General features: G+C 66.2%; 20 protein-coding genes. 4 read left to right on the top strand and 16 right to left on the bottom strand.

Going from position 1 to position 25518, the window contains the following annotated elements; translation table 11 throughout:
- Positions 1-8: 8 nt before the first annotated feature.
- The 7 genes from AB4112_RS03645 to mtnK form a co-directional block, all read right to left on the bottom strand.
- Complete coding sequence (locus AB4112_RS03645; protein ID WP_309795203.1) at positions 9-920, bottom strand: ABC transporter permease subunit; 912 nt, start codon at positions 918-920, stop codon at positions 9-11.
- Positions 921-924: 4 nt separating this feature from the next.
- A complete protein-coding gene (locus AB4112_RS03640) occupies positions 925-1935 on the bottom strand; it encodes an ABC transporter permease subunit (RefSeq protein ID WP_309795205.1) in 1011 nt (336 codons plus the stop codon).
- Positions 1936-2036: 101 nt separating this feature from the next.
- On the bottom strand, positions 2037-3635 hold the full coding sequence (locus tag AB4112_RS03635; RefSeq protein WP_309795207.1) for an ABC transporter substrate-binding protein: 1599 nt from the start codon (positions 3633-3635) through the stop codon (positions 2037-2039).
- Positions 3636-3957: 322 nt separating this feature from the next.
- The gene (locus AB4112_RS03630) at positions 3958-5556 is read right to left on the bottom strand and encodes an ABC transporter substrate-binding protein (RefSeq protein ID WP_309795208.1); all 1599 of its coding nucleotides are present in this window, start codon (positions 5554-5556) and stop codon (positions 3958-3960) included.
- A 113-nt stretch (positions 5557-5669) separates the two neighbouring features.
- Complete coding sequence (locus AB4112_RS03625) at positions 5670-7265, bottom strand: ABC transporter substrate-binding protein (protein WP_309795210.1); 1596 nt, start codon at positions 7263-7265, stop codon at positions 5670-5672.
- A gap of 231 nt (positions 7266-7496) precedes the next feature.
- Positions 7497-8594 (bottom strand): S-methyl-5-thioribose-1-phosphate isomerase, encoded by a 1098-nt coding sequence (gene mtnA / locus AB4112_RS03620; RefSeq protein ID WP_309795211.1) that lies wholly within the window; start codon positions 8592-8594, stop codon positions 7497-7499.
- 3 nt (positions 8595-8597) lie between these two features.
- Entirely contained in the window at positions 8598-9893 is a 1296-nt protein-coding gene (mtnK, locus tag AB4112_RS03615; protein ID WP_309795213.1) for an S-methyl-5-thioribose kinase, read from the bottom strand.
- A 149-nt stretch (positions 9894-10042) separates the two neighbouring features.
- Here mtnK and AB4112_RS03610 point away from each other — a divergent pair, with 149 nt between their 5' ends.
- Positions 10043-10429: a RidA family protein gene (locus tag AB4112_RS03610; RefSeq protein ID WP_309795215.1), complete on the top strand. Its 387-nt coding sequence runs from the start codon at positions 10043-10045 to the stop codon at positions 10427-10429.
- Positions 10430-10498: 69 nt separating this feature from the next.
- On the opposite strand, the gene AB4112_RS03605 is transcribed toward AB4112_RS03610, so the two are convergent.
- From AB4112_RS03605 to AB4112_RS03570, 8 genes are all read right to left on the bottom strand, one after another.
- A complete protein-coding gene (locus tag AB4112_RS03605; RefSeq protein WP_309795217.1) occupies positions 10499-11413 on the bottom strand; it encodes a hypothetical protein in 915 nt (304 codons plus the stop codon).
- A 91-nt stretch (positions 11414-11504) separates the two neighbouring features.
- Entirely contained in the window at positions 11505-12524 is a 1020-nt protein-coding gene (locus tag AB4112_RS03600) for a Gfo/Idh/MocA family oxidoreductase (RefSeq protein ID WP_441717136.1), read from the bottom strand.
- Positions 12524-13636, bottom strand: a complete 1113-nt coding sequence (locus AB4112_RS03595; RefSeq protein WP_309795221.1) for an ABC transporter ATP-binding protein — start codon at positions 13634-13636, stop codon at positions 12524-12526. Before AB4112_RS03595 ends, AB4112_RS03600 begins: the two co-directional genes overlap by 1 nt.
- Before the next feature lie 7 nt (positions 13637-13643).
- A complete protein-coding gene (locus AB4112_RS03590) occupies positions 13644-14519 on the bottom strand; it encodes a carbohydrate ABC transporter permease (protein WP_309795722.1) in 876 nt (291 codons plus the stop codon).
- A 10-nt stretch (positions 14520-14529) separates the two neighbouring features.
- Positions 14530-15348, bottom strand: a complete 819-nt coding sequence (locus tag AB4112_RS03585) for a sugar ABC transporter permease (protein ID WP_309795223.1) — start codon at positions 15346-15348, stop codon at positions 14530-14532.
- 229 nt (positions 15349-15577) lie between these two features.
- The gene (locus AB4112_RS03580) at positions 15578-16849 is read right to left on the bottom strand and encodes an ABC transporter substrate-binding protein (RefSeq protein ID WP_441717134.1); all 1272 of its coding nucleotides are present in this window, start codon (positions 16847-16849) and stop codon (positions 15578-15580) included.
- A gap of 569 nt (positions 16850-17418) precedes the next feature.
- On the bottom strand, positions 17419-17706 hold the full coding sequence (locus AB4112_RS03575) for a hypothetical protein (RefSeq protein WP_441717132.1): 288 nt from the start codon (positions 17704-17706) through the stop codon (positions 17419-17421).
- A 435-nt stretch (positions 17707-18141) separates the two neighbouring features.
- The gene (locus AB4112_RS03570) at positions 18142-18717 is read right to left on the bottom strand and encodes a MucR family transcriptional regulator (RefSeq protein WP_441717130.1); all 576 of its coding nucleotides are present in this window, start codon (positions 18715-18717) and stop codon (positions 18142-18144) included.
- A gap of 834 nt (positions 18718-19551) precedes the next feature.
- Here AB4112_RS03570 and AB4112_RS03565 point away from each other — a divergent pair.
- Positions 19552-20148, top strand: coding sequence for a MucR family transcriptional regulator (locus AB4112_RS03565; RefSeq protein ID WP_441717128.1), 597 nt, complete (start codon positions 19552-19554; stop codon positions 20146-20148).
- A gap of 298 nt (positions 20149-20446) precedes the next feature.
- On the opposite strand, the gene AB4112_RS03560 is transcribed toward AB4112_RS03565, so the two are convergent.
- Positions 20447-21610 carry a hypothetical protein gene (locus AB4112_RS03560; RefSeq protein WP_441717126.1) on the bottom strand — a complete coding sequence of 388 codons (1164 nt, stop codon included), beginning with the start codon at positions 21608-21610 and terminating at the stop codon, positions 20447-20449.
- 379 nt (positions 21611-21989) lie between these two features.
- Here AB4112_RS03560 and AB4112_RS03555 point away from each other — a divergent pair, with 379 nt between their 5' ends.
- Together AB4112_RS03555 and AB4112_RS03550 are read left to right on the top strand one after the other, a co-directional pair.
- Entirely contained in the window at positions 21990-23141 is a 1152-nt protein-coding gene (locus AB4112_RS03555) for a polysaccharide pyruvyl transferase family protein (RefSeq protein ID WP_441717124.1), read from the top strand.
- Positions 23142-23220: 79 nt separating this feature from the next.
- Positions 23221-25515 (top strand): polysaccharide pyruvyl transferase family protein, encoded by a 2295-nt coding sequence (locus AB4112_RS03550; protein WP_441717122.1) that lies wholly within the window; start codon positions 23221-23223, stop codon positions 25513-25515.
- Positions 25516-25518: the final 3 nt, after the last annotated feature.

The following is a 25518-nucleotide window of genomic DNA, read 5'->3' as shown; positions in this document are numbered from 1 at the left end:
AGAGCCATTTAGCGTTTCAGTCTGGGGTCGAGCGCGTCGCGCAGGCCGTCGCCCAGCAGGTTGAAGGCCAGGACGGTGATCAGGATGGCGAGGCCGGGGAAGGTGACCACCCACCAGGCGCGCTGCAGGAACTGCAGCGACGAGGCCAGCATGGTGCCCCATTCCGGCGTCGGCGGCTGGGCGCCGAGGCCGAGGAAGCCCAGCGCCGCGGCGTCGAGGATGGCGGAGGAGAAGCCGAGCGTGGCCTGCACGATCAAGGGCGCCATGCAGTTCGGCAGGATGGTCGCGAACATCAGCCGCATGGTGCCGGCGCCGGCGACGCGCGAGGCGGTGACATAGGGCCTTCGGATCTGGCTCAGCACCGCGGCGCGCATCAGCCGGGAATAGTGGGGCAGGGTGACGATCGACACCGCGATCATGGCGTTGCCCAGGCCGGGGCCGAGGATGGCGACGATCACGATCGCCAGCAGCAGGCTGGGCAGGGCCAGCATGATGTCCAGGAGCCGCATGATGGCCATGTCGACCACCCCGCCGAAGAAGCCGGCGACGAGGCCCAGCACCAGGCCGACGGCCAGCGACAGGGTGACCACGATCAGCCCGATCATCATCGACAGCCGGGCGCCGTAGATCAGGCGCGAGAGGATGTCGCGGCCGATGTCGTCGGTGCCCAGGGGATAGGCCCAGTTGCCGCCGGCCTGCCAGAAGGGCGGCACCAGGAAGGCGGTGCGGTCCTGGTCGATCGGGGAATGCGGCGCGATCACGCCGGCGAAGATCGCGACCAGGGCGATCAGCACGATCACGATCAGCCCGCCCAGGGCGCCCTTGTTGGCGCTGAAGGAGCGCCAGAACTCGATGAACGGGCCGGGCGGCTTGGTCGCCACCGCGGCGGGGCGGGTCTCTTGCAGGGAGGGTGCGGTCATCGGCCTACTTCACGTGCCGGATGCGGGGATCGAGCAGGCCATAGGCCACGTCGACCAGCAGGTTGACGACGATCACCAGGGTTGCGACCATCAGGACGCCGCCCTGCAGGGTGGGGTAGTCGCGCCGGTTGATCGATTCGACCAGCCATTTGCCGACGCCGGGCCAGGCGAACACGGTCTCGGTCAGGATGGCGCCGCCCAGCAGGGTGCCGACCTGCAGGCCGATCACGGTGACGACCGGGATCAGGGCGTTGCGCAGGGCGTGCAGACCGATCACCCGCTTCACCGCCAGGCCCTTGGCGCGGGCGGTGCGGATGTAGTCCTCGCTCAGCACCTCCAGCATGGCCGACCGGGTCATGCGCGCGATCACCGCCAGCGGGATGGTGCCCAGCACGATGGTCGGCAGGATCAGGCAGCGCAGGGTCGAGAGGAAGGCGCCCTTCTCGTCCGACATCAGGCTGTCGATCAGCATGAAGCCGGTGTGCGGCTCGACATAGTACAGGGCCGAGATGCGGCCGGACACCGGGGTCCAGCCCAGCCCGACCGAGAAGATCAGGATCAGCAGCAGCCCCCACCAGAAGATCGGCATGGAATAGCCGGTCAGGCTGGCGCCCATGATGCCGTGGTCGATGGGACTAGATCGGTTGGTCGCGGCCAGGATGCCGGCGGGCAGGCCGAACACCACGGCGAAGATCATGGCGCAGACGCCGAGCTCGATGGTCGCGGGAAACAGCTTCCAGAACTCGCTGAACACCGGCCGCCGGGTGACGGTGGAGGCGCCGAGGTCGCCCTGCAGCACGCCGCCGATATAGGAGAAGAACTGCACCGAGACCGGCCGGTCCAGGCCGTAGTCGTGCAGCAGCTGGGCATGGCGCTCCGGCGAGATGCCGCGCTCGCCGGCGCGGATCTCGATCGGGTCGCCGGGCACCGCCCGGATCAGGAAGAAGCTGAGGGCGGTGATCCCCAGGAAGGTCACAGCCGCCATCGCGAAGCGGGTCAGGATGAAGCGGAACATGATCTCGTCAGATCAGAAAAGGTGGGGAAGGTGGGGGGCCGGAAAAGACGCGGGCGGAGAAGCATCCCCCTGCTCCCCCGCCCGGCTCCCCCTTAACCCGATTATTCGGTGATGTCGACGCCGCTGAAGTCGTGGCGGCCGAACGGGCTGACCTTGTAGCCGGTGACCTCCTTGCGGGTCGGCTCGTAGACCACTGAATGCGCGATCGGCAGCCACGGCGCCTGGTCGTGGAAGATCACCTGGGCCTGCTCGTACAGCTTGGTGCGCTCGCCCTGGTCGCTGATCGACTTGGCCTTCTGGATCAGCGCCTCGAAGTCCTTGTTGCACCACTTGGAGATATTCGAGCCGCCTTCCCGCGCGCCGTCGCAACCCAGCAGGTTGTTCAGGAAGTTGTCCGGGTCGCCGTTGTCGCCGGTCCAGCCCAGCTGCGCCATCTGGTGCTCGCCGGCTTGGGCCCGCTTGCGGTACTCGCCCCATTCGTAGGAGACGATCTTGGCGTTGATCCCGACCTTGGCGAGGTCCGACTGCATCAGCTCGGCGATGCGCTGGGCGTTCGGGTTGTACGGGCGCTGCACCGGCATCGCCCACAGGTCGGTGTCGAAGCCCTTGGCATAGCCGGCGTCGGCCAGCAGCTTCTTGGCCGCCTCGGGGTCATACTTATAGTCCTGGATGCTGTCGTTGTAGGACCAGATGGTCGGCGGGATCGGGTTCTTCGCCGCCTGGCCCGCGCCCTGGTACACCGCCTCCAGGATCGCCGCCTTGTTCACCGCCATGTTGACGGCGCGGCGCACCCGCACATCATCGAACGGCTTCTTGGTGACGTTGAAGGCGAGATAGCCGGTGTTGAGGCCGGGCTGGGTCAGCACGTTCAGCGCCGGGTCTTTCAGCATCGCCGGCACGTCGGCCGGGTTCGGATACGGCATCACCTGGCACTCGCCAGCCTTCAGCTTGGCGTAGCGCACCGCCGCGTCCGGGGTGATGGCGAAGACCAGGTTGTCCAGCTTCTCGCGGCCGCTCCAGGCGCCTTCGAAGGCCTTGTAGCGGATCAGCGCGTCGGGCTGGTACTGCACGAACTGGAAGGATCCGGTGCCGATCGGCACCTGGTCGACCTGCTCGGGCGTGCCGGCCTTCATCATGACATCGGCGTATTCCGCCGACAGGATGGACGAGAACTCCATCGCCAGGTCGGCCAGGAACGGCGCCTCGGGCCGGGTCAGGGTGAACTTGACCGTGTGGTCATCGACCTTGTCGATCGACTTCAGCAGCTTGTCGAAGCCCATGTCGCCGAAATAGTCGTACGAGCCGCCGGACACCTTGTGATAGGGGCTGTCTTCCTTCCACATCCGGTTGAAGGTGAACAGCACGTCGTCGGCGTTGAACTCGCGGGTCGGCGTGAACTTCTCGTTGGAATGCCACTTCACCCCCTTGCGGAGGTGGAAGGTGTAGACCGTCCCGTCATCCGAGATGTCCCAGGATTCGGCCAGGCCGGGTTCGGTCTTGGTCGAGCCCTTGGTGAACTCGATCAGATGGTCGTAGATCGGGCCGGAGGCGTCGAAGCTGGTGCCGGTGGTGTTGATCTGCGGATTGAAGTTCTCCGGGCTGCCCTCGGAGCAATAGACCAGGGTCTTGGCCTCGGCGGACACCGCCATCCCCGCGACGAGGACAAGCGCCATCGCCGTGGCGGACAGGTAACGGGACATGAAACTCTCCCCCTTATGGATGGTCCTTCGGACTGGGCTTGCCGCATAGCTGTATTGCCCAAACCGTGGGTTGCACGGGATTACCGCAGGGGGCGGGGGGGATGTCAACTGATCGGTGGGGCTGGCGCGCAGAGAATCGTTTCACGCGGCACGGACGGAATTCCGGGGCGTCGGCCCCTGGCTTTCCGTGGTTTCCGGGGTGGCCCTGCGGATCGTAATCCCGCCTGGGCAAAAAAAGACGGGCAGGAAAGCCGCGCTGGACTTTCCTGCCCGTTTCTTGCGTCGTCGGAGTCTCAATCGACCCCGACAGGCTCAGCCAGACTTACTCCGCGATGTCGACGCCGCGGAAGTCGTGCAGGCCGACCGGGATGATCTTGTAGCCGGTGACCTCCTTGCGGATGGTCTCATAGACCACCGAATGCGCGATCGGCAGCCACGGCGCCTGGTCGTGGAAGATCACCTGGGCCTGCTCGTACAGCTTGGTCCGCTCGGCCTGGTCGGCGGTGGTCTTGGCCTTCTGGATCAGCGCCTCGAAGTCCTTGTCGCACCACTTCGAAATATTCGAGCCGCCCTCACGCGCGGCGTCGCAGCCCAGCAGGTTGTTGAAGAAGTTGTCGGGGTCGCCGTTGTCGCCCGACCAGCCCAGTTGCGCCATCTGGTGCTCGCCGGCCTGGGCCCGCTTGCGGTACTCGCCCCATTCGTAGGACACGATCTTGGTGCGGATCCCGACCTTGGCCAGATCGGCCTGCATCATCTCGGCGATGCGCTGGGCGTTCGGGTTGTAGGGGCGCTGCACCGGCATCGCCCACAGGTCGCTGTCGACGCCGTTGGCGTAGCCGGCGTCGGCCAGCAGCTTCTTGGCCGCCTCGGGGTCGTACTTATAGTCCTGGATGCTGTCGTTGTAGGACCAGATGGTCGGCGGAATCGCGTTCTTCGCCGCCTGGCCGGTGCCCTGGTACACCGCCTCCAGGATCGCCGCCTTGTTCACCGCCATGTTGACGGCGCGGCGCACCCGCACATCATCGAACGGCTTCTTGGTGACGTTGAAGGCGAGGTAGCCGGTGTTGAGGCCGGGCTGGCTCAGCACCGTCAGGGCCGGGTTCTTCTGCATCTCCGGCAGGTCGGCCGGGTTCGGATACGGCATGACGTGACATTCGCCGGCCTGCACCTTGGCGTAGCGCACCGCCGCGTCCGGGGTGATGGCGAAGACCAGGTTGTCGATCTTCTCGCGCCCGCTCCAGGCCTGGTCGAAGGCCTTGTAGCGGATCAGCGCGTCCGGCTGGTATTGCACGAACTGGAACGGGCCGGTGCCGATCGGCACCTGGTCGACCTGCTCGGGCGTGCCGGCCTTCATCATCGCATCGGCGTATTCCGCCGACAGGATCTCGGCGAAGTTCATCGCCATGTTGGCGATGAACGGCGCCTCCGGCTTGTTCAGGGTGAACTTCACCGTGTAGTCGTCGACCTTGTCGATCGCCTTCAGCAGCGTCGGCATGCCCATGTCGCCGAAGTAGTCGTACGACCCGCCCGAGACCTTGTGGTAGGGGCTGTCCTCCTTCCACATCCGGTTGAACGAGAACAGCACGTCATCGGCGTTGAAGTCGCGCGTCGGGGTGAAGGTCGCGCTGGTGTGGAACTTCACACCGTGGCGGAGATGGAAGGTGTAGACCGTGCCGTCGTCGGACACGTCCCAGGATTCGGCCAGCGCCGGGACCACCTTGGTGGTGCCCTTCTCGAAGGCGACCAGGCCGTCATAGACCGGCAGCGCCGCGTCGAAGCTGGTGCCGGTGGTGTTGATCTGCGGGTTGAAGTTCTCGGGGCTGCCCTCGGAGCAGTAGACCAGGGTCTTGGCCTCGGCGGACACCGCCATCCCCGCGGCGAGGACAAGCGCCATCGCCGTGGCGGACAGGAAGCGGGACATGGGGTTTCTCTCCCTCGATGGGTCTGGTGCGGATCGGGGCCTCGCCTGGTGGCGCGGCCCCGCCGCAGGTTGCGGGGATTACCGCAACCGGGGGGTAGGATGTCAATCCGCCTCTACTCGGCGATGTCGACGCCGCGGAAATCGTGCAGCCGGACCGGGGTGATGACATAGTTCAGCACCTCCTTGCGGATCGCCTGGTACTCGACCGAATGGGCGATCGGCAGCCACGGCACCTGATCGTGGAAGATCACCTGGGCCTGCTCGTACAGCTTGGTCCGCTCGGCCTGGTCGGCAGTGGTCTTGGCCTTCTGGATGAGTTTCTCGAAATCCTGATCGCACCACTTCGCAATATTGCCGCCGCCTTCCCGCGCCGCATCGCAGCCCAGGATGTTGGCGAAGAAATTGTCGGGGTCGCCATTGTCGCCGCCCCAGCCCAGCTGGGCCATCTGGTGCTCGCCGGCCTGGGCCCGCTTGCGGTACTCGCCCCATTCGTAGGAGACGATCTTGGCGTTGATGCCGACCTTGGCCAGGTCCTCCTGCATCATCTCGGCGATGCGGCGGGCGTTCGGATTGTAGGGGCGCTGCACCGGCATTGCCCACAGGTCGGTGTCGAAGCCCTTGGCGTAGCCGGCATCGGCCAGCAGCTTCTTGGCGGCCTCGGGGTCGTATTTGTAGTCCTGGATGCTGTCGTTGTAGGACCAGATGGTCGGCGGGATCGGGTTCTTCGCCGCTTGGCCGGTGCCGCGATAGACGGCATCGAGGATCGCCTGCTTGTTCACCGCCATGTTGATGGCGCGGCGCACGCGGACGTCGTCGAACGGCTTCTTGAGCACGTTGAAGGCGAGGTAGCCGGTGTTCAGCCCGGGCTGGCTGACCACGGTGACGTCGGGGTCCTTCTCCATCGCCGGCAGGTCGGCCGGGTTCGGCGACGGGATCACCTGGCACTCATTGGCCTTCAGCTTGGCGTAGCGCACCGAGGCGTCGGGGGTGATGGCGAAGACCAGCGTGTCGATCTTCTCGCGCCCGCTCCAGGCCTGGTCGAACGCCTTGAAGCGGATCAGCGCGTCCGGCAGGTACTGGACGAAGCGGAACGGCCCGGTGCCGATCGGGATCTGGTCGACATCCTCCGGCGTGCCGGCCTTCATCATCGCGTCGGCGTATTCGGCCGACATGATCTGGGCGAAGTTCATCGCCATGTCGGCGATGAACGGTGCCTCCGGCTTGGTCAGGGTGAACTTCACCGTGTAATCGTCGACCTTGTCGATCGCCTTCAGCAGCGTCGGCATCCCCATGTCGCCGAAATAGTCGTAAGAGCCGCCGGAAATCTTGTGGTAGGGGCTGTCGTCCTTCCACATCCGGTTGAACGAGAACAGCACGTCGTCGGCGTTGAAGTCGCGCGTCGGGGTGAACTTCTCGTTCGAATGCCACTTCACGCCATGGCGCAGGTGGAAGGTGTAGATGGTGCCGTCGTCGGACACGTCCCAGGATTCGGCCAGGGCCGGCACCACCTTGGTGCCGCCGCGCTCGAACGCCACCAGCCCGTCATAGACCGGCACCGACGCGTCCAGGCTGGTGCCGGTGGTGTTGATCTGCGGGTTGAAGTTCTCCGGGCTGCCCTCGGAGCAGTAGACCAGCGTCTTGGCACCGGCCGGCGCCGCGCCGGCGGCCAGCACCAGGGCCAGGGCGGTGGCGGACAGGAAACGGGTCATGAGGCTCTCCCTGTTATGATTTGTGATGAATTCCAAAGGGTCGAAACCAAACGGAGTCCCCCCTCCCCTTGCGGGAGGGGGGTAGGGGGAGGGGGTTGTCGATGAAGGGCTTTGTCGTCTGCCAGCCGGAGCTGACGGGCCGCGTGCGCTTCACTGCCTGACGCGCTGCCCATGCGGCTCGAACCCCCTCCCCCTAGCCCCCTCCCGCAAGGGGAGGGGGGACTCGTGTGATCAAGCCGCCCGGTCCGGATACAGCCCGGCCAGGCCTTCGCGGCTGGCGGGGCAGACGCCGCGTTCGGTGATCAGCCCGGTGACGTAGCGCGCCGGGGTCACGTCGAAGGCCCAGTTCGCCGCCGGGCTGCCCTCCGGCAGGATGCCCACCGTCTCCAGCCGCCCGTCGGCGGTGCGGCCGGTGATGTGGCTCAGCTCGCGCGGGTCGCGCTGCTCGATCTCGATCTGGCGGATGCCGTCGGTCAGGGTCCAGTCGATCGTGGTGTAGGGCAGGGCGACATAGAACGGCACGCCGTTGTCATGCGCCGCCAGCGCCTTGAGGTAGGTGCCGATCTTGTTGCAGACATCGCCGGTGGCGGTGGTGCGGTCGGTGCCGACGATGCAGACATCGACCAGGCCGTGCTGCATCAGATGGCCGCCGACATTGTCGGCGATCACGGTGTGCGGCACGCCGTGGCGGCCCAGCTCGAAGGCGGTGATGCTGGCGCCCTGGTTGCGCGGCCGGGTCTCGTCGACCCAGACATGGACCGGCACCCCGCTGTCATGGGCGAGGTAGATCGGCGCCAGAGCGGTGCCCCAATCGACCGTCGCCAGCCAGCCGGCGTTGCAATGGGTCAGCACGTTCAGGCGGTCCGGCCGGCCCCTCCGTTCCCAGATGTCGCGGAACACGGCCAGGCCGTGCTCGCCGATGGCGCGGCAGGTGGCGACGTCGTCGTCGCAGATCTCGGCGGCGCGGCGATAGGCGGCCGCCGCCCGCTCCGCCGGCTTCAGGCCGGCGACCCGGGCGCGGACATCGTCCAGCGCCCAGCGCAGGTTGACCGCGGTCGGGCGGGTGGCCAGCAGCCGGTCATAAGCGCCGGCCAGCCCGGCATCGGACGGGTCGGCGTGCAGCGCCAGCGCCAGGCCATAGGCGCCGGTGGCGCCGATCAGCGGCGCGCCGCGCACCTGCATGCTGCGGATGGCGTGGGCCGCCTGGTCCTCGCTCTCCAGCACCACCGTCTCGAAGCCGTGCGGCAGCTTGGTCTGGTCGATGATCTCGACGCGCCAGCCATCGGCGGCCGGCCAGATGGTGCGGTAGGAACGCCCGTCGATCTTCATCTCTCAGCCCTCACGGTAAATCGTCTCGGCCGCATGGCGCAGGTCGGCCGGGCCGGTGAAGCGGTCGCGCTCGACCAGGAAGGCGCGGGCCAGGCGCAGCGCCTGGGTCTCGCAGGCGGCGCGCCGGTCCGGGTCGGCGATGGTCTCGAGGTCGGCGACATGGGCCAACCCCAGGATGCGGCGGACCATCTTGGCGCCGGCAAAGCCGACGGTGTCGCGGAACAGCCGGGCCATGGTCGCCTTGCGGTGGGCGTCCAGCGCCAGGGCGCCGTCGGCATCGGCGAACAGTCCGGCCTCGAAGGCGTCGCCCCTGGCCTCGGCCCGCCACAGCTCCAGGAAGCGCTTCTCGAAGCCGCTCCAGATCGCCTCGACCTGGACCAGCAGCCAGCTGCGGTAGTCGCTGCGGTCATCGGCCGGCGTGGCGTGGCCTCCTTGAGCGAAATAGGCCAGGAAGAAATTGGCCAAGAGGGCGCCGATGTCGAAGCCCATCGGGCCGTAGAAGGCGAATTCGGGGTCGATGGCGCGGCTGTCGGTTTCGGTCACCATGATCGACCCGGTGTGCAAATCGCCATGCACCAGCGCCTCGGCCCGGGTCAGGAAGGCCCATTTCAGCTCCTGCGCCGCCACCTTGGCCGCGGCGTCGGCGCGGAACTGCGCCGCCAGGCCGTCCAGCTGCGGCGTGGTCCAGCGGTTCAGCTTGGCGATGCGGTAGGGATCGGTGAAGACCAGGTCCTCGGTGATCTTGCACAGGGCGGTGTTGCCGCAGAACGGCGCCATCTTGGCCTTCTTCTCGGCCGCCGGGGCGTGGAGGTCCGAGGTCTTGAACAGGGTCTGGGCCAGGAACTCCGCCATATGCCCGGCCAGGCGGGGATAGCGGGTGCCGGCGATCATGCCCTTGCGCAGGATGATGTGCGGCGTCAGCCACTCCATCACCATCAGCGCCATGGCGGGGTCGAAATGGTGCAGCTTGGGCAGCAGATGCGGCACGTGCCGCGCCTGTTCCGACAGCGCATGCCATTCGAACCAGGCGCGGTCCAGCGGCAGCGGCCAGCTGTCGCCGACCAGCCGGACATAGGGCAGGGCCTGCTTGACCACCAGCCCGCCGGCGCTGCCGCGGACGATGAACACCAGGTTCAGATTGCCGTCGCCGACCTCGGTGACGTGCCAGCCGGCGGGGTCGCCGCCCAGCGCATCGCGGATTGCCGGCAGCCCGGCGAGATAGGGGCGAAGGCCCGCCTCGTCCAGCGGCCGGTAATCCGGCCCGCCGGTCAGCCGGCTCGCCTCTGTGCCATCCATCATCCTGTCTCCGCCGCCTTCTTGTACGCTTGGGCGGCCGGAGTGTCGGAAGACCGCGCGGGCTGTGTCAAGCGCGGCCCTCATCGGCAGGGCCGGCAGTTGCACCGCCGAGTCGATCGGTGCGATGCAGGGTATCAAGCAAGGGGGGCAGCATGAAGACCGTCCAGCACAATCCGACCCGCGGCATCTACCCGGCGACGCCGGACTACATCCATGCGCTGGAGGTGCGGCAGCCGAACCGCATCCTCTATGTCGCCGGCACCATGGGGCTGGACGCGCAAGGCGTGCCCGGCAAGACCCTGGAGGCGCAGCTGGCGCTGGTCTGGTCGAACCTCCGCACCATCCTGGCCAGCGCCGACATGACCGTGCGCAACATCGTGCGCATCACCAGCTACCTGCGCGACGCGGCCTATGCCGAGGCCAACCAGGCTGCCCGCATCGCCGCGCTGGACGGCCATGTGGTGCCGACCACGGCGCTGGTGGCGCAGACCCTGGTCTCGGACTGGCTGGTCGAGATCGAGATCATCGCGGCCGATTAAGCCGTGTCTCCCGATTTACGGTTGATGGCCATCAGTTGCAAATTTTGATCTTCAGCGTGTTCTGTGAGATTATAATCCACTTATTTGAGACAAGTCACGATATCTCTTTTCATCTTCCTTTGTTATTTCTCTAAGCGTACGTTGAGATAAGGCTACGTATATAGATTTTATTTTTTCATGTGCGTCTTCCGTATAATCTTCTTTTCTATCATGGAGTATGTTCATATATGAAAGGACATTTTCTAGATAAAATAAAGGATTAGCTAAATCACTTATGTCTTGCCATCCGGTATAAAAACCCTGCGCTGATAGTCGGGATTGCAACAGGCGATCGCAGTCACCCTTGCATACGATATGGACGCTCTGAACCTTCTTTTTCTTCGTTTTTTCTCGGAACGACGCCGAATCTTTTGCAAAAACTATATTTGCAGTATATGGTGTTCTGACGCTTAGAATAAGAATATCTTTGTCGCAAACTTCACATCGAAGGTCCTTGTATTCTCCAAAAAGTTTCTGAATGGGGCGCATCGTATCATAGCTGTTTGAAAAATAGCGAAGTGCCAGCTTTGACAGCCCTGTGTCTACAAAATGGCCTTCGATTTTCTTGGAATCGAAAATCTCATATGCAGCGATTTGCCCTCCCCGTGAAAATTCCTGTAGTCTTTCGATCAAGCGAGAGCTGGGTAGCGTAGAGTAAAATCCCATAAATCCATCAGCTGAATGATGACGAATTCGGTCAGTTATGTTCGTTTCGTCGTCTGGCCCAACTGACTTTCCGCTTATTGAAAAATTCTTACAACTCACCAGCCATGTAAATTTTCTGCTCGCTAGACGGCCTCGCAATTGTTCACTGACCAGTAAGTCTTTTCCGGCGTCGGCGCCTCTTCCCGGTCCGGCATCTATTACAAAGCCAAGTTCGATTAAGAAATCCCGAGCGAATAATTCCCAAGTATCTCCATCATTAATTTCCTTCCAATCGATCATTCGCGGCCTCATCAATCTTGCTGCACAAATATTAGTCCTGCGGGCGTCATTTACCCTCGGTAGACACTGACGGGCTCTCAAGCCTTGGAGGTCACCACTCCAGCCGCACGTCGCAACCCGTGGCGGAGCTCTCGATCGCGGCCTCGATCACGCGGATGACGTCGCGGCCGTCGCGCGGGTCGACCGGGGGCGGGGTGCCGTTGCGCACTGCCGCGGCGAAGCCGTCATAGAAGGCGCCGTAGCGGCCCGGGGCGATCGCCAGCCGTTCGGGCTGCGGCGTGCCGGTCTCCTGCCCCACCGTCAGCCAGCCGGTCTCCGGCCCGGTCGGGGCGGTGCCGGCGCGCAGATGGTCCTCCTGCGGGTCGATCTCCTGCTTGCGGAAGGTGGCGCGGTCGCCCTGCACCACCAGCCGCGGGCTCGGCTCCGCCGCCAGGATGCGGCAGCGCAGCAGGGCGCGGGTGCGGCCGAAGCCCAGGGTGAAGATGGCGTCGTCCACCGCCTCGGCGCCCGGGCGGATGGCGCGCAGCTCCGCCCGTACCAGATCCGGCCGGCCGAACAGCACCAGCGCTTGGTCGATCAGGTGCGAGCCGAGGTCGTAATGCAGCCCCGAACCCGGCACCGCCTGTTCGCGCCAGCGCACCCGCACCGTCGGGCGGAAGCGGTCATAGTTGGATTCGAAGCTGTGGATAGTGCCCAGCTTTCCCTCGGAGATCAGGCCCTGCAGGGCCAGGAAGTCGCCGTCCCAGCGCCGGTTGTGGAACACGGTCAGCACCCGCCGCCGCTCCGCCGCCAGGGCGATCAGGTCGTCGGCCTCTGCCGTGGTCACGGTCACCGGCTTGTCGACCACGACATGCTTGCCGGCCTCGAGCGCCTGCCGCGCCACCGCATGGTGGCTGCCGCTCGGCGTCGCCACCACCACCGCCTCGACCGTGGGGTCGGCCAGCATGGCGTCGACCGTCGTGATCGGCAGGCCGGCGGGGGCGTCGGTGACCGCCTGCGGGTTCCGTACCGCCGCCCCGGCCAGGGCGGTGCCGGGGCAGGCGGCGATCAGGGGCCCGTGAAAGACCCGGGCGGCGGGGCCATAGCCGATCAGCCCGATGCGAAGCGCCATCACGAGATGCGCGCTTCGGTGCCGGCGTCGAACACCACGGCTTTGCCCATGTCGAACACCAGGTGGCTGCGCTGGCCGGCGCGGGCCTCGGCGTCGGGGCGCAGCCGGGCCAGCACCTCCTTGCCGCCCATCTCGACCACCGCGATCAGGTCCGGGCCGGTCGGCTCCGTCACCTCGATCAGGCAGTCGCTCTCCAGCGACGGGCCGGTGCCGGTGATGGCGCTCTGCGGGTCGGTGATGTTCTCCGGCCGCAGGCCCAGGATGATGTCGCGGCCGGCGGCGCCGCGCAGCCCGGCGATGCCAGGCAGCGGCAGCACGATCTCCTCGTCCTGCAGGCGGTGGATCGCGGCGTGCGGTCCGCCGTTCCTGTCCACCACCTTGGCCTTGATCAGGTTCATCGGCGGCGACCCCATGAAGCCGGCGACGAAGGTGTTGGCCGGGGTGTCGTAGATCTCCCGGGGGGTGCCCAGCTGCTGCAGCTCGCCGGCCCGCATCACCGCGATCCGGGTGGCGAGCGTCATCGCCTCGATCTGGTCGTGGGTGACGTAGACGATGGTCGATTTCAGCCGCTGGTGCAGCTTCTTGATCTCGGTCCGCATCTCGACCCGCAGCTTGGCGTCGAGGTTGGACAAGGGCTCGTCGAACAGGAAGACCTTGGGGTCGCGGACCAGGGCCCGGCCCATCGCCACGCGCTGGCGCTGGCCGCCCGAGAGCTGGCTGGGCTTGCGCTTCAGCAGATGCTCCATCTGCAGCAGGGCGCCGACCCTGGCGATGGCCTCGTCGCGCTGCTTCTTCGGCACGCCGCGCATCTCCAGGCCGAAGCCGATGTTCTGTTCGACCGTCATGTTCGGGTACAGGGCGTAGGACTGGAACACCATGGCGATGTCGCGGTCCTTCGGGTGCAGGTCGTTCACCCGCTGGCCGTCGATGGCGATGGTGCCGTCCGACACGGTGTCCAGCCCGGCGATCATGTTCAGCAGGGTGGACTTGCCGCAGCCGGACGGGCCGACCAGCACCAGGAATTCGCCGTCGGTGATGTCGATGTTGATCCCCTTGAGGATCTCGATCGCGCCGTAGCGCTTGATGACGTTCTGGATCGTGAGCGAAGCCATGATGCGGTTATCCCTTCACCGCGCCCGCCATCAGGCCGCGCACGAAGTAGCGGCCGGCGAGCACATAGACGACGAGCGTCGGCAGCGCGGCGATGATCGCCGCGGCCATGTGGACGTTGTATTCCTTCACGCCGGTCGAGCTGTTGACGATGTTGTTCAGCGCCACCGTGACCGGCATGGCGCTGCCGCCGCCGGCGAACGACACCCCGAACAGGAAGTCGTTCCAGATGTTGGTGAACTGCCAGATCACCGTGACCACGATGATCGGGATCGAATTCGGCAGCAGGATCCGCCAGAAGATGCGGAAGAAGCCGGCGCCGTCGATCATCGCCGACTTCACCAGATCGTCCGGGAAAGCGGCGTAGTAGTTGCGGAAGAACAGCGTGGTGAAGCACAGCCCGTAGACCACATGGACGAAGATCAGCCCTGGCGTGGAGGAGGCGAGGCCCAGCAGGCCCAGCGTCTTGGCCATCGGCAGCAGCACGATCTGGAACGGGATGAAGCAGCCGAACAGGATCAGGGCGAAGGCGATGCCGTCGCCGCGGAACCGCCACTTGGTCAGGACGTAGCCGTTCAGCGCGCCGAGCACGGCCGAGATCGCCACCGCCGGCACCGTCATCAGGATCGAGTTGAGGAAATAGCCCTTCAGCCCCTCGCAGGTCAGCCCGACGCAGGTGGTGCTCCAGGCGCTGATCCAGGGCTCGACCGTTGGGGCCTGCGGCAGCGACAGCAGGTTGCCGGAGCGCACCTCGTCCAGCGTCTTCAGCGAGGTGACGACCATGACGAAGAGCGGAAACAGGTAGATCAGCGCGAATACGCCGAGGATGAGGAACAGCACCCAGCGCAGCACCACCGACAGGGGCGAGCGCGGGCCGGGCACCATGATCGAGGCTTCAGTCACGGCGGCCACCCCGCAGCTCGGAATAGAGGTACGGCACGATGATCGCGCTGATGGTCGCCAGCATGATCACGGCGCTGGCGGCGCCCAGCCCCATCTGGTTCCGGGTGAAGGTCGTCGTGTACATGTAGACGGCCGGCGTCCAGGTCGAGGTGCCCGGGCCGCCATCCGTCATCGCCTTGACCAGGTCGAAGCTCTTGATCGCGAGATGGGCCGAGACCACGAAGGCCGACAGGAACACCGGCCGCATCAGTGGGATGATGATCCGCCGGTAGGTCTGCGGCAGGGTGGCGCCGTCGATCGCGGCGGCCTTCAGGATGTCGCTGTCGACCCCGCGCAGCCCCGCCAGGAACATCGCCATGACGAAGCCGGAGGATTGCCACACGCCGGCGATGACGATGGTGTAGATCGCCATCTCGCTGTTGATCAGCCAGTCGAAGCTGAAGCTGGTCCAGCCCAGATCGTGCATCAGCTTGTCGAGGCCGAGGCCCGGGTTGAGGACCCACTTCCAGGCGGTGCCGGTGACGATGAAGGAGATCGCCATCGGGTAGAGGTAGATGGTCCTGAGCGCCCCCTCGATCCGGATCCGCTGATCCAGCAGGATCGCCAGCATCAGGCCGATGGCGGTGCTGATGCAGATGTACAGGCCGCCATAGATCCCGAGATTGGCCAGCGAGATGTACCATTTCGGATCGGCCCACAGCTTCTCGTACTGCAGCAGCCCGACCCAGTTGAATTTCGGCATCAGGGAGGAGTCGGTGAAGGACAGGTACAGCGTAAACAGGATGAAGCCGTAGACGCAAAGGATGGTCACGGCGAAAGACGGCGCCAGAACGAGCTTGGGAAGGATCGTCTGGAGCCAATCGAATGGGGATCGTCGACCCGCCTTCGCAGATTCGGAGATCACGGCCATCGGCGGGCCCTCGGCACTGGTGGACTGAATGGGGTGCGCCTCGACCGGTCCCGGCGGCGGGGCCAGCGGGGTCGAGGCACGGGGCTGGACGGAAAGCGGGGGCCGCGAACGCCACGGCCCCCGATGTCGCCTACTTCGCGAGTGCGACCGCGGCCACCAGGGCCTTCGCCGCATCGGCGGAGGACTGGTTCGAATTGAAGAAATTCGTGACCACGTCGTAGACCGCACCCTTCACCGCGGCCGGGGCCGCGTGGCCATGCGCCAGGCTGGGCAGCATGCCGCCCGTGGTCTTGAACGCATCGCGGTCGGCCATCGACTTCTGACCGCAGGGATCGAACTTGTCCGGCTTGACCTCGGTGTTGGCCGGGATCGAGCCCTTCACCAAGTTGAAGCTCTCCTGGAAGCTCGGGCTTTCAATGGCGCTGGCCAGCTTCAGCTGTGCGTCCTGCCGGGTCTTGTCGTCCAGGCTGAACATGGCGAACTGGTCGGCGTTGAACAGGAACGCCTTCTCGCTGCCGGGATAGGGGACGCAGACGATATCGATGCCCGGCTTCAGCCCGGCCTTGATGAACTCGCCCTTGGCCCAGTCGCCCATCACCTGCATGCCGGCTTCGCCGTTGATCACCATGGCCGAGGCCAGGTTCCAGTCGCGGCCGGAGAAGTTGGGGTCGACCCAGCCGCGCAGCACGCGGAATTGGTCGAACGCCTTCTGCATGGTGTCGCCGCCCAGCGCGTCGGGGTCGAGGTCGACGAACGCCTTCTTGTAGAAGTCGTTGCCGCCGACCGAGACGACGATGGCGTCGAAAATCGTCGATTCCTGCCAGGGCTGGCCGCCATGGGCGAGCGGCGTCACGCCGGCGTCCTTGAACTGCTTGGCCAGGGCCTGGAACTCGTCCCAGTTGGTCGGGGCCTTGCCGCCGACCTTGTCGAGCAGCTTCTTGTTGATCCACAGCCAGTTGGTGCGGTGGATGTTGACCGGGGCGGCAACCCACTTGCCGTCATAGGTCGAGAAGGCCGCAATCGCCGGCGGGATGTGGTCGGCCCAATGCTCCTGGGTGGCGAGCGGGGTCAAGTCGGCCAGGACGCCCTGTTCCGCCCAGTCGTGGATCGCGGTGCCGAGCAACTGGACCGAGGTCGGCTTGTCGCCGGCCGTGACCCGCGCCCGCAGCGCGGTCATGGCCGCATCGCCGCCGCCGCCGGCCACCGGCGCGTCCTTCCATGACACGCCTTCCTTCTGCAGCTGGTCCTTCAGCACGTTCAGCGCCGCCGCCTCGCCGCCGGAGGTCCACCAATGCATGACCTCGACCTCTTCCTTGGCCTGGGCCGATGCGGAAGGGGCGTATGCCGCGGCCGCGAGAACCAAGACGCTCGCCGCCGTTGCCGTCAGATACTTCTTGAGCATTCCCTATGCCTTCTCCTGTTCGATGCCCACGCGAAACACGCAGGCACTCTCCGCCGTCGAACGCGGCGGATCTCGGCGGGGGCCAGCCCCGAACCTCGACATTCCAGCCGGGCCACGCGGCCCGGCGGCGTAATGTCTCCATACGCCAAGCGCCCGTTCTTGCGGAAGCAGGAATCCCTTTGTCCGATGATTGTCGTCGGCGCGCAGGGGGCTTGGTTCTGCCGCTTTCGCCATCGCGTTTGGTTTTGCCGGCACTTGAGGAGGGGGATGATTCGACGGGATGATAAGAACGGTCAGGTGCCCAATGAAATACTGGCCATCGGATGCATCCGGGCCGCATGGATTTATGCTGCGAAACGCAAGTCAACGGCTGTGTCCGCCGACGCCTGCATTCGTGATGGCCACAAGTATTTTGGATATTGGGAACGGAATCACGAGATTCCGTCATCGGAAGGTCGGGTCTGGAGCGGATTTTGGAATAATATTGCAAAAATACCAAACGGATCGGATGGCAATTGCGACATGTGATCGATTTTGGAAACAGATGGGATCCGACGATGCCGGCGACGTCAGGCGTCGAGCAGATCTTCCGGCAGATCCCCCTGTCGGGTCAGGATCACCGGCTCGTCCTCCGCATCGGCCTCCGCGCTCAGCATCTGGCGCGCCACCACCGTGCCGGTGGCCCGGCCGCGTTCGATCAGCCGCGCCGCGTGGTCCTCGGCCAGGCGCTGGCTGGGGAAGCCCTGGTCCGGCAACCGTTGCCAGCCGGTCTGCCGCCGCCCCCGACTGGGGGCGAATCCCATCACCACATAGAGCGCCGTTCCAACTGGCCGCCGCGCGGGCGAGGAGTCGGACATCGGGATGTCGTCGCGATGGGCCCGCGCCGGCGGCTCCGGGACGGTGGCGGGAGGCATGCGCGCGGGAGATGGAGGCGCCGCGGTCAGGAGCGGAGGGGATGGGGCCGGCGCGACCGGCAGCGCTGTTGCGACCGGCAACGATGGCTGGGCCGGCTCGGCCGCCGTCCGGATGGCCCGATCCGTTCGCCGCGGCCGGGCTGGCGTTGCCGCCTTCGCCTCGATCGGGCCGAGCGCGAAGGCCAATTGCTGGATATGCCCCATGACCTGTCCGAATCGCCGAGGTTCGATCACGAACAAATATAGAACATCGCTCGGCTATGTCGAGTCCGATCCGCCCTCGAGAGAGGCGGGGTCGTGCCGGCATCCCGCCGACGGGGCATCATCAGGTGCTGCGCGGGGAAGCCGGCGCGGATGGCCGCCGGCGTCCGCAGGCTTTCAGCGTTTGGTCTTCTTCTCGCTCGGACGGACGGCGCGCTGCCGGCCGGGGCGGGCGGGCCGGGAGGCGCGGGCCGGACGGCCGGCGCCGAGGCCCTGCCGCTTGGCGTCGGCGGATTTCGCCTTGGTGTAATTGGGCGCGGTCAGCGGGTAGTCCTGCGGCAGGTTCCACTTCTCGCGGTACTGCTCCGGCGTCAGCCCGTAGGTCGCGCGCAGCCAGCGCTTCATGGTCTTGAAGCGGCGCCCGTCTTCGAGGCAGACGATGTAGTCCGCGGTCACCGAATCTTCGACCGGCACCGCGGGAACCGGCGGGGCGGCCGGCGCGGCGACCGCCACCGGCGTCGCGGCCGTCAGCGCGGCGGCGAGATCTTCGCCATGGCCGGCAGCACCGTTGAGGTTGGCGGCATCGGACTCGAATTCCGCATCCGAGGCGGAACCTTGGGTCCCGCTGAGGGTTGTGTACACGTTGCGGATCAGGTCGAGGAGGCTCTCGCTATCGAGCGTGTTGCGCGAAACATGGGCGACGACAATTTCTTTGGTGAACCTCAGGATCTCGGTTTCGCTTGGGCGTGCCATGATAATCTTTCTTAGTTAGCGATCCGTCCGGGCGATACGCGGCTATACAAGCGTCGCCAAGGATTCAGACCGCCTCCCTCCATCGGATGGCGAAGAATCTAAATGCAATTTTAGGATGTTTCGCTCCAATTCCGCAAGATGATAAAGTCGCGGGACCAGATATGCGCGTGGAAAGGGTTGATGGGATGCCCCTGCGACCATCGATAGGCCGTTGGTGCGCTCGATCTGCAACCCAGGGGTTGTGAGCGGATGGCGAATCACCGCAGCCATTTGGTGCGGAACAGGTGTGCCGGGCGAATCGTAAAGATTTCGCCGGTGTTTTCATCGAAATCCGGATATTATCGACCCGATCGCCTCGGTTTCTGCGTGGGATTGTTTCCTGCGAAGGTTGGAGGGCAGTGAGCCTGGGTTCTGTACTTTTGGAATCCTTCGCGGCTGCGACATTCCGGCCGATCCGAGGGCAGATTCAGGCCTTGACCATTTAAAATGGTATTCCACAATAGTTTTTAAGGATTAACCTGTCTGGCGCTTGCTGGTAGGCTGATTTCGCGATTCGGATGTATAATATCCGAGTATGCACGTCAGTGTTGCAATCAATGACAATGCTTTATGGGGGAGGGTAACCATGTTGGCCAGCCGGCCGACCATGGGATCATTGGGTTGGCGGCGGTAACGCTTTCATCAAGCGTTCATCGACAATGATTCCTCTATGGGTGGGCCGGCATCTACGCTGTGCGTCGGAGGGATAGATGAATGCGGTCTGATCAGCTTGATGAAACGACCCGCGAGGCGAGCCGGGATCATGCCGGATCGGATGCCGATCTTCGAGATATCATGAAGCATCGCCATGATTGCGCGCGGGACATCGCCCGGGCGTTCCAGTCGGGCCGGGGCGAGGCCTTGCCGGAAGATCCTCTGCTGATGCTGAAGATCATGGCGACACTGGAGGACCTGGCCGCCGGATTGCAGATTTCGGACTCCCAGCCTTCCGGCCGCGGCGTAATGACGGCCGAAGCCCCGAAGGCTCCACCAGTGCTTCCCCACGAAACCATCGGACTCGGCTTCCTGGTCTGCCTCGAGGACGGCCGCATCTGCCGTGATCTCGGGCGCCATCTCTCAGCCCGGCACGGCCTCAGTCCGATCCAGTATCGCCGGCGTTGGGGGCTGCCGCCCGGCTATCCCATGACGCCGCCGGCGTCGCATCAGGAGCGGCTGGCTTGGCGCCGCCGGCTGGCGCCGCCGAAGCCGGACGGCGCCGATCGCAGCCCGACGACCTGGCTGAACGACGAGCGCGGCCGTGAGGCCACCGGGCGGACGCGGCGCCTGCACCGTCGCGGCGCGCCGGCCGGCCTGCGGCATGATCGGGTGAAGGCCCGGGCGAAAGCCGGCCGGCGGTCGGAAGATCCGCGCAACGACGGGTCGCGGCCCTGAGACCGCTTGGAAACGCGCCGGCGCGGCCGGCTGACGGCGGCCCCTCGGCTTCCGGTGCTCGACGAGACCAGATGCCCGCTGCGCTCCGGTTCTCGCAACCGCCACCAGCCGACTCACGCCAGCGCGTTTCCAAACGGTCTCTGAGCGGCCGGCCCCGCCGCCCTCCTTTTCGAAATCCCCCAATCCGTCATCCCCGCGAAAGTGGGGATCTCGCAACGCTTTGGTCGGACGGAGATTCCCGCTTTCGCGGCAATGACGGCGAAGGGGGTGGGATTTCGAGCAGGTCTCGCCCGCGGGACTACTCAGCCCAGAAGATGTCGCTGATGGCCTGGCCCCAGGATGGGATCAGTCCGCCCTGGGCATCCTTCACGACATTGGTGTAGTCGCTGCACAGCGACATGTGCCAGGTCTGGGCCTCGCCGGTGCGGGTGTCGGTCAGCACCCGGCTGTAGTCGCCCTTGGCTTCGGTGTCGCTGATGGCCAGCCCCGGCGCCGGGCTGGCGTGGAAGGCATAGGGCCGGCTGCAGGTGTCGCGCGAGAACAGGGTCCGGCCCAGCTTGTCGGCCGCCACCAGGCTGCGCGGATGCACCCAGTCGCCGCGCGCCCATTTCTCCCACCGGGTCAGCCCGAACTCCTTGGTCCAGTAGGTGATCTCGACCTGGGTGGCCGGGCCCGGCCCGTCGCCGTCCCGGCTCGAGCTGGAGAACCGCAGCGAGATCAAACTGTCCATGGCGTGGCCGGATTTGTAGGTGAAGCCGTCATGCATCCACAGGGTGAACGGCTTGTTGTAGCGCTTCGGGCATCCGGCGGCCGGCTCGGCGCCGCCCTTGGTGTTGACCAGCTTGCTCTGGAACACCGCGAAGCCGCCGCTGCCCTCGGGCGGCAGCGTCGCCGGGGCGATCACCCAGCCGTAGCGGAAGCGGCCGGAGGTGTCGGGCGTCGCTTCGCAGGACGGCGTCAGCCAGTAGGACAGGGCGACCGGGCTCCAACTGCCCATGATGTAGCCGTAGCGGTCGTCGGCCCATTGCACCGACCCGCCCTCGCGCCCGGCATCGAGCTTGCCGAAGCTGGGCGCGTCGGGATCGGCGTCGGGGCAGCTGTGGTCGACGCCGCGGTCGTAGAAGCTGATGATGCGGGTGACGCCGTCCTTGGTGACCGGGATGTTGTCCTTCGACACCGTCCCCAGCCGCTGCGGGCAGGGGCTGCCCGGGCTGGGATAGTTGTGCAGGTGATAGGGGATCGCCTCGCCCGCCCGGATGTTGCGCCGCCGCGAACAGCCGGGGTCGCCCGGCACCTGGTCCGCCAGCACCCGGTCGTGCTGGTCGACGCAGACATCCATGATCATGAAGTCCGAAAGCTTGTCGGAGGTCATCTGGGCCTGCGCCGGAGGCGCTGCGGCCAAGCCGGCCGCGGTGGCGACCAGGGCGGGGAGCAGGTGTCGGGCCAGGTGTCGGATCTGCATGCGCGGTCTCGCTTCTGCGTGATCTTGGGTCGGCTCCCCCGTTCCCGGGGTGGGTCTTCCCCATCCCCAGGATGGCTATAAACCAGGACAGGACGACGGGGCCAGATGTCGCACGAAAGTTTTCGAAGATTTTATGTTTCGGGTCTTTGCGCCTGGGCCGGGGATGAGCCGGGAGATCGACCAAAAAACCGAATCTGCTGTCGCAGTGCGGGAAGTCCCGGATTTTCCTGCGGAATTGGAACGCCGCCGTGAAGTCGCGTTTTTGCCGGCTGAGTCGATTTTTTTCTTCGCACTGCGATTTCGCACTGCAAATGGCATGACATCGGTGTCGGTTCCAGCTTAAAACCTTAAAGCAGCATGAAGGAATCACGAGCGACCGATGGCAGTTCCGAGCAACGAGACCATTCGCGCCCTGGCCGCCTCCGTCCGGCAGCGGGAGGTCGTCCCGCTGACCTGGGTCGCCGCCACCCGCGACCAGGACTACGTCAATCTCGGCGACGCCCTCAGCGCGGTGATGGTCGCGCTGCTGGCGGGGCTGCCGATCGAGCATGTCGCCCATGAATCCCCGCGGCTGCGGATGGCGGCGGTCGGCACCATCGGCCACAGCATCAAGAACGGCGAGACCGTGGTCTGGGGCACCGGCACGTCGCGCTACCGCAACCCGTCCGCCCCCGCCGACCAGCGCATTCCGGTCGGGCCGCTGCCGGGCACCAGGCTGCACATCACCGCCACGCGCGGGCCGGTGTCGCGCCGCATCCTGGGCGAGGAGAATGCGGTCGGCCCGGCGGTCTACGGCGACCCGGTGTGGCTGCTGCCCGAATTCTACCCCGGCCCGCGGCGCAAGAAGTGGAAGCTGGGCGTCATCATCCACCTGGCCGACCTGCAGGACCGGTCGTTCGAGGTCCGGCCGAAGCCGGAGCACCTGCGCTATGTCGTGCCCGAGGAACTGGCTGGCGACGTCAAGCTGATCCACACGGTCACGCCGATCGGCCTCGGCGACATGCGGGCCCGGCTCGACGACATCCTGGAATGCGAGCGGATCGTGTCGACCAGCCTGCACGGCATGGTCTTCGCCGAAAGCTACGGCATCCCGTGCCTGTACTTCTCGCCCCGGGCGCCGCGTGGTTTGCACACGGCCGAGCTCGACCCCGACGGCACGCTCGACCTCAGGATCGTCGACCTCTATCGCGGCCTCGGCCGCAGCAGCATCCCGCTCTACGGCCAGCCGCGCCGCGAACCGACGGATTGGCCGGCGTTGATGGCGGCCATCGATACGGCCTGGCAGCAGCCCGATTTCGACACCACGCCGCTGCTGGAGGCGTTCCCGCTGGACCTGAACCCGCTGCAGCCGAGCGGGACGGGGACGGTGTTCGACCATCCGGTGCTGCAACAGATCCCGCTGCAGCACCGTTCCCACGCCCATGTCCGGCTGCACGCGGAAGCCCGACCGGCCGAGACCCCACAGGCGGAAAGCCCGCTCCGGCGCATGGTCGCGGCGCTGCGCGGGCGCCCGCTGCCCAACCGGGCCTGACCGGGCAACTGCCGACTTCCGGGCGTCTGCCCGGCCCCATGACCCGACATCGACCCTATCGAAGTGGACGAGGCGCATGATGAACAGCTTGTTGCGGGCCACCCGCGATGCGGGACAGATCCCGCTCTCCTGGGCCGGCTCGACGAAGGAGATGGACTACCTCAACTTCGGCGACGCGCTCAGCCCGGTGATGGTCGCCCTGCTGTCCGGCCTCGACATCGAGCGCATCCCGACCAAGTCCCGCTCCGTCCGCATGGGGGCCGTCGGCACCATCGGCCACGGCTTCGAGGGCGGCGAGGTCTGGTTCTGGGGCACCGGCTGCTCGAACTGGAAGAACCCGTCGGCGCCGATGAATGAGCGGGCGCGGTTCACCGTGCCGCCGGAATCGCTGTTCCACGTGCCGGCGACCCGCGGCCCGGTCTCGGCCCGGCTGCTCGGCGGCCGGACCAGCGGCGGCGTCTATGGCGACCCGGTCTGGCTGCTGCCGCGCTTCTACAAGCCCAAGATCGAGAAGAAGTGGGATCTCGGCGTCATCCTGCACCTGTCCGAACTGGCGGACCGGGCGCTGGAGGCGCATCCGCGGCCGGAATACAAGCGCTTCCAGATCCCGGCCGAATTCGAGGGCCGGGTGCATCTGATCAGCACGGTCACGCCGATCGGCATCGGCGGGCTGCAGGACAAGATGGACGAGATCCTGGCCTGCCGGCGGATCGTCTCCACCAGCCTGCACGGCATGGTCATCGCCGAAAGCTATGGCATTCCCTGCCTGTACTTCTCGCCGGCCGGCACCGAGCCCGGGCTGACCATCACCGAGCTCGACCCCGACGGCCCGACCGACCTGCGGATCGTCGATCTCTACACCGGCATCGGCAAGGAGAAGATCTGGAGCTACGGCCAGCCGCGGGCGCTGGAGACCGACTGGCAGGACGTGCTCGAAACCATCGACGATGTGTGGGAGCCGGTGGGGATCGACGAGGACGCGCTGATCAACGCGTTCCCGCTCGACGTCAAGCCCGTGGCCGCCGCAGCCGGCGGCACGGTCTGGGACCATCCGGTGCTGCAGAAGCTGGTGCTGCAGCATTCGGTGGACGAGCTGCGCAAGGCGGACCGCAAGCGGGTCGCTCTCGCCCGGGTTGGCGACGCCAAGGCCGAAGCGCCGGCGCTCAGCCCCAAGCCCGCTCCAACCTTGAAGGTTGTGCCTGCCATGAGCGTTCCCTCGACCCCGTCCCCCGCCAAGCCGCCGACCCCTGTCGCACCCCCGTCCCCGGCCCCGATGGCGTCCTCGGCGCAGGCCGCGGTGGCGCTGGCTCCGGCTCCGGCTCCTGACCGCGTGGCGGCGCCGGCCGTCCGCCGGCTCGAGCCGGCGTCGCGTGACCGGCTCGAGACCATGCTGCGCTTCAACGAGAAGCGGCTGTCGGTCCCGCTGTCCTGGGTGGCGACCACCAGCGAGCACCCCCACGCCAATCTCGGCGACGCGCTGAGCGCCGTCGTGGTTTCCGCCATCGCCGGCCTGCCGGTGCGCCGCGCCGCCTTCGACGACGCCTCGGAGCGGATGGTCGCGGTCGGCACCATCGGCCATGCTCAGAAGAACGGCGTGCTCCACTTCTGGGGCACCGGCATGGACGCGACGCTGAACCCGGTCGACCGCTCGATCCGGCAGTACATCCGGCCGCAGAACACCGATTTCGTGGTGCATGGCGTGCGCGGCCGCAAGACCGCCGAGGTGCTGCGCGGCCAGGGCATCAAGGTGCCCGACGTGTTCGGCGACCCGGTGTGGTTCCTGCCGCGCATCATGCCGATGGGCCATGTCAAGAAGACCCACGACCTCGGCGTGATCCTGCACATCTCCGAGCTGACCTCGATGGACCCGGAATCGGGGGTGAAGGAGGCGCTGAAGCGCTACAACATCCCGCCCAGCCTGGCGGGGTCGATCCGGCTGATCAACACCTACACCGCGCCCAAGGTCGACGCCTTCGCCGCCAAGGTCGAGGAGATCGTGTCGTGCCGGCGGATCATCTCCACCAGCCTGCACGGCATGGTGATCGCCGAGACCTACGGCGTGCCCTGCGGCTGGTTCGGCACCTATGAGGGCGGCCGGCTGATCCTCGACGTGGACGACGCCGAGAACCGGATCGACCACCGCATCCGCGACTTCTACGCCGGCGTCGGCAAGCCGGGTGTCATCGCCTTCTGCCGCGACCGCAGCCTGGAGACGCCGTGGGAGGACGTGATCACCTGGATCGACGAGACCTGGCAGCCGCTGCGCTATGACGGGCGTGCCCTGTTCGATGCGTTCCCGGTGGCGCAGTCGGTGTCCTTCGACGACGCGCACTGGCCGGTGTCGGGCGACGTCTACGCCCGCATCCCGTTCTGAGCG

Origin of the sequence: Inquilinus sp. 2KB_23, assembly GCF_052115705.1 — a bacterium.
GTDB lineage: Bacteria > Pseudomonadota > Alphaproteobacteria > DSM-16000 > Inquilinaceae > Inquilinus > Inquilinus ginsengisoli_A.
This window is presented reverse-complemented; position numbering and strand designations above follow the sequence as displayed.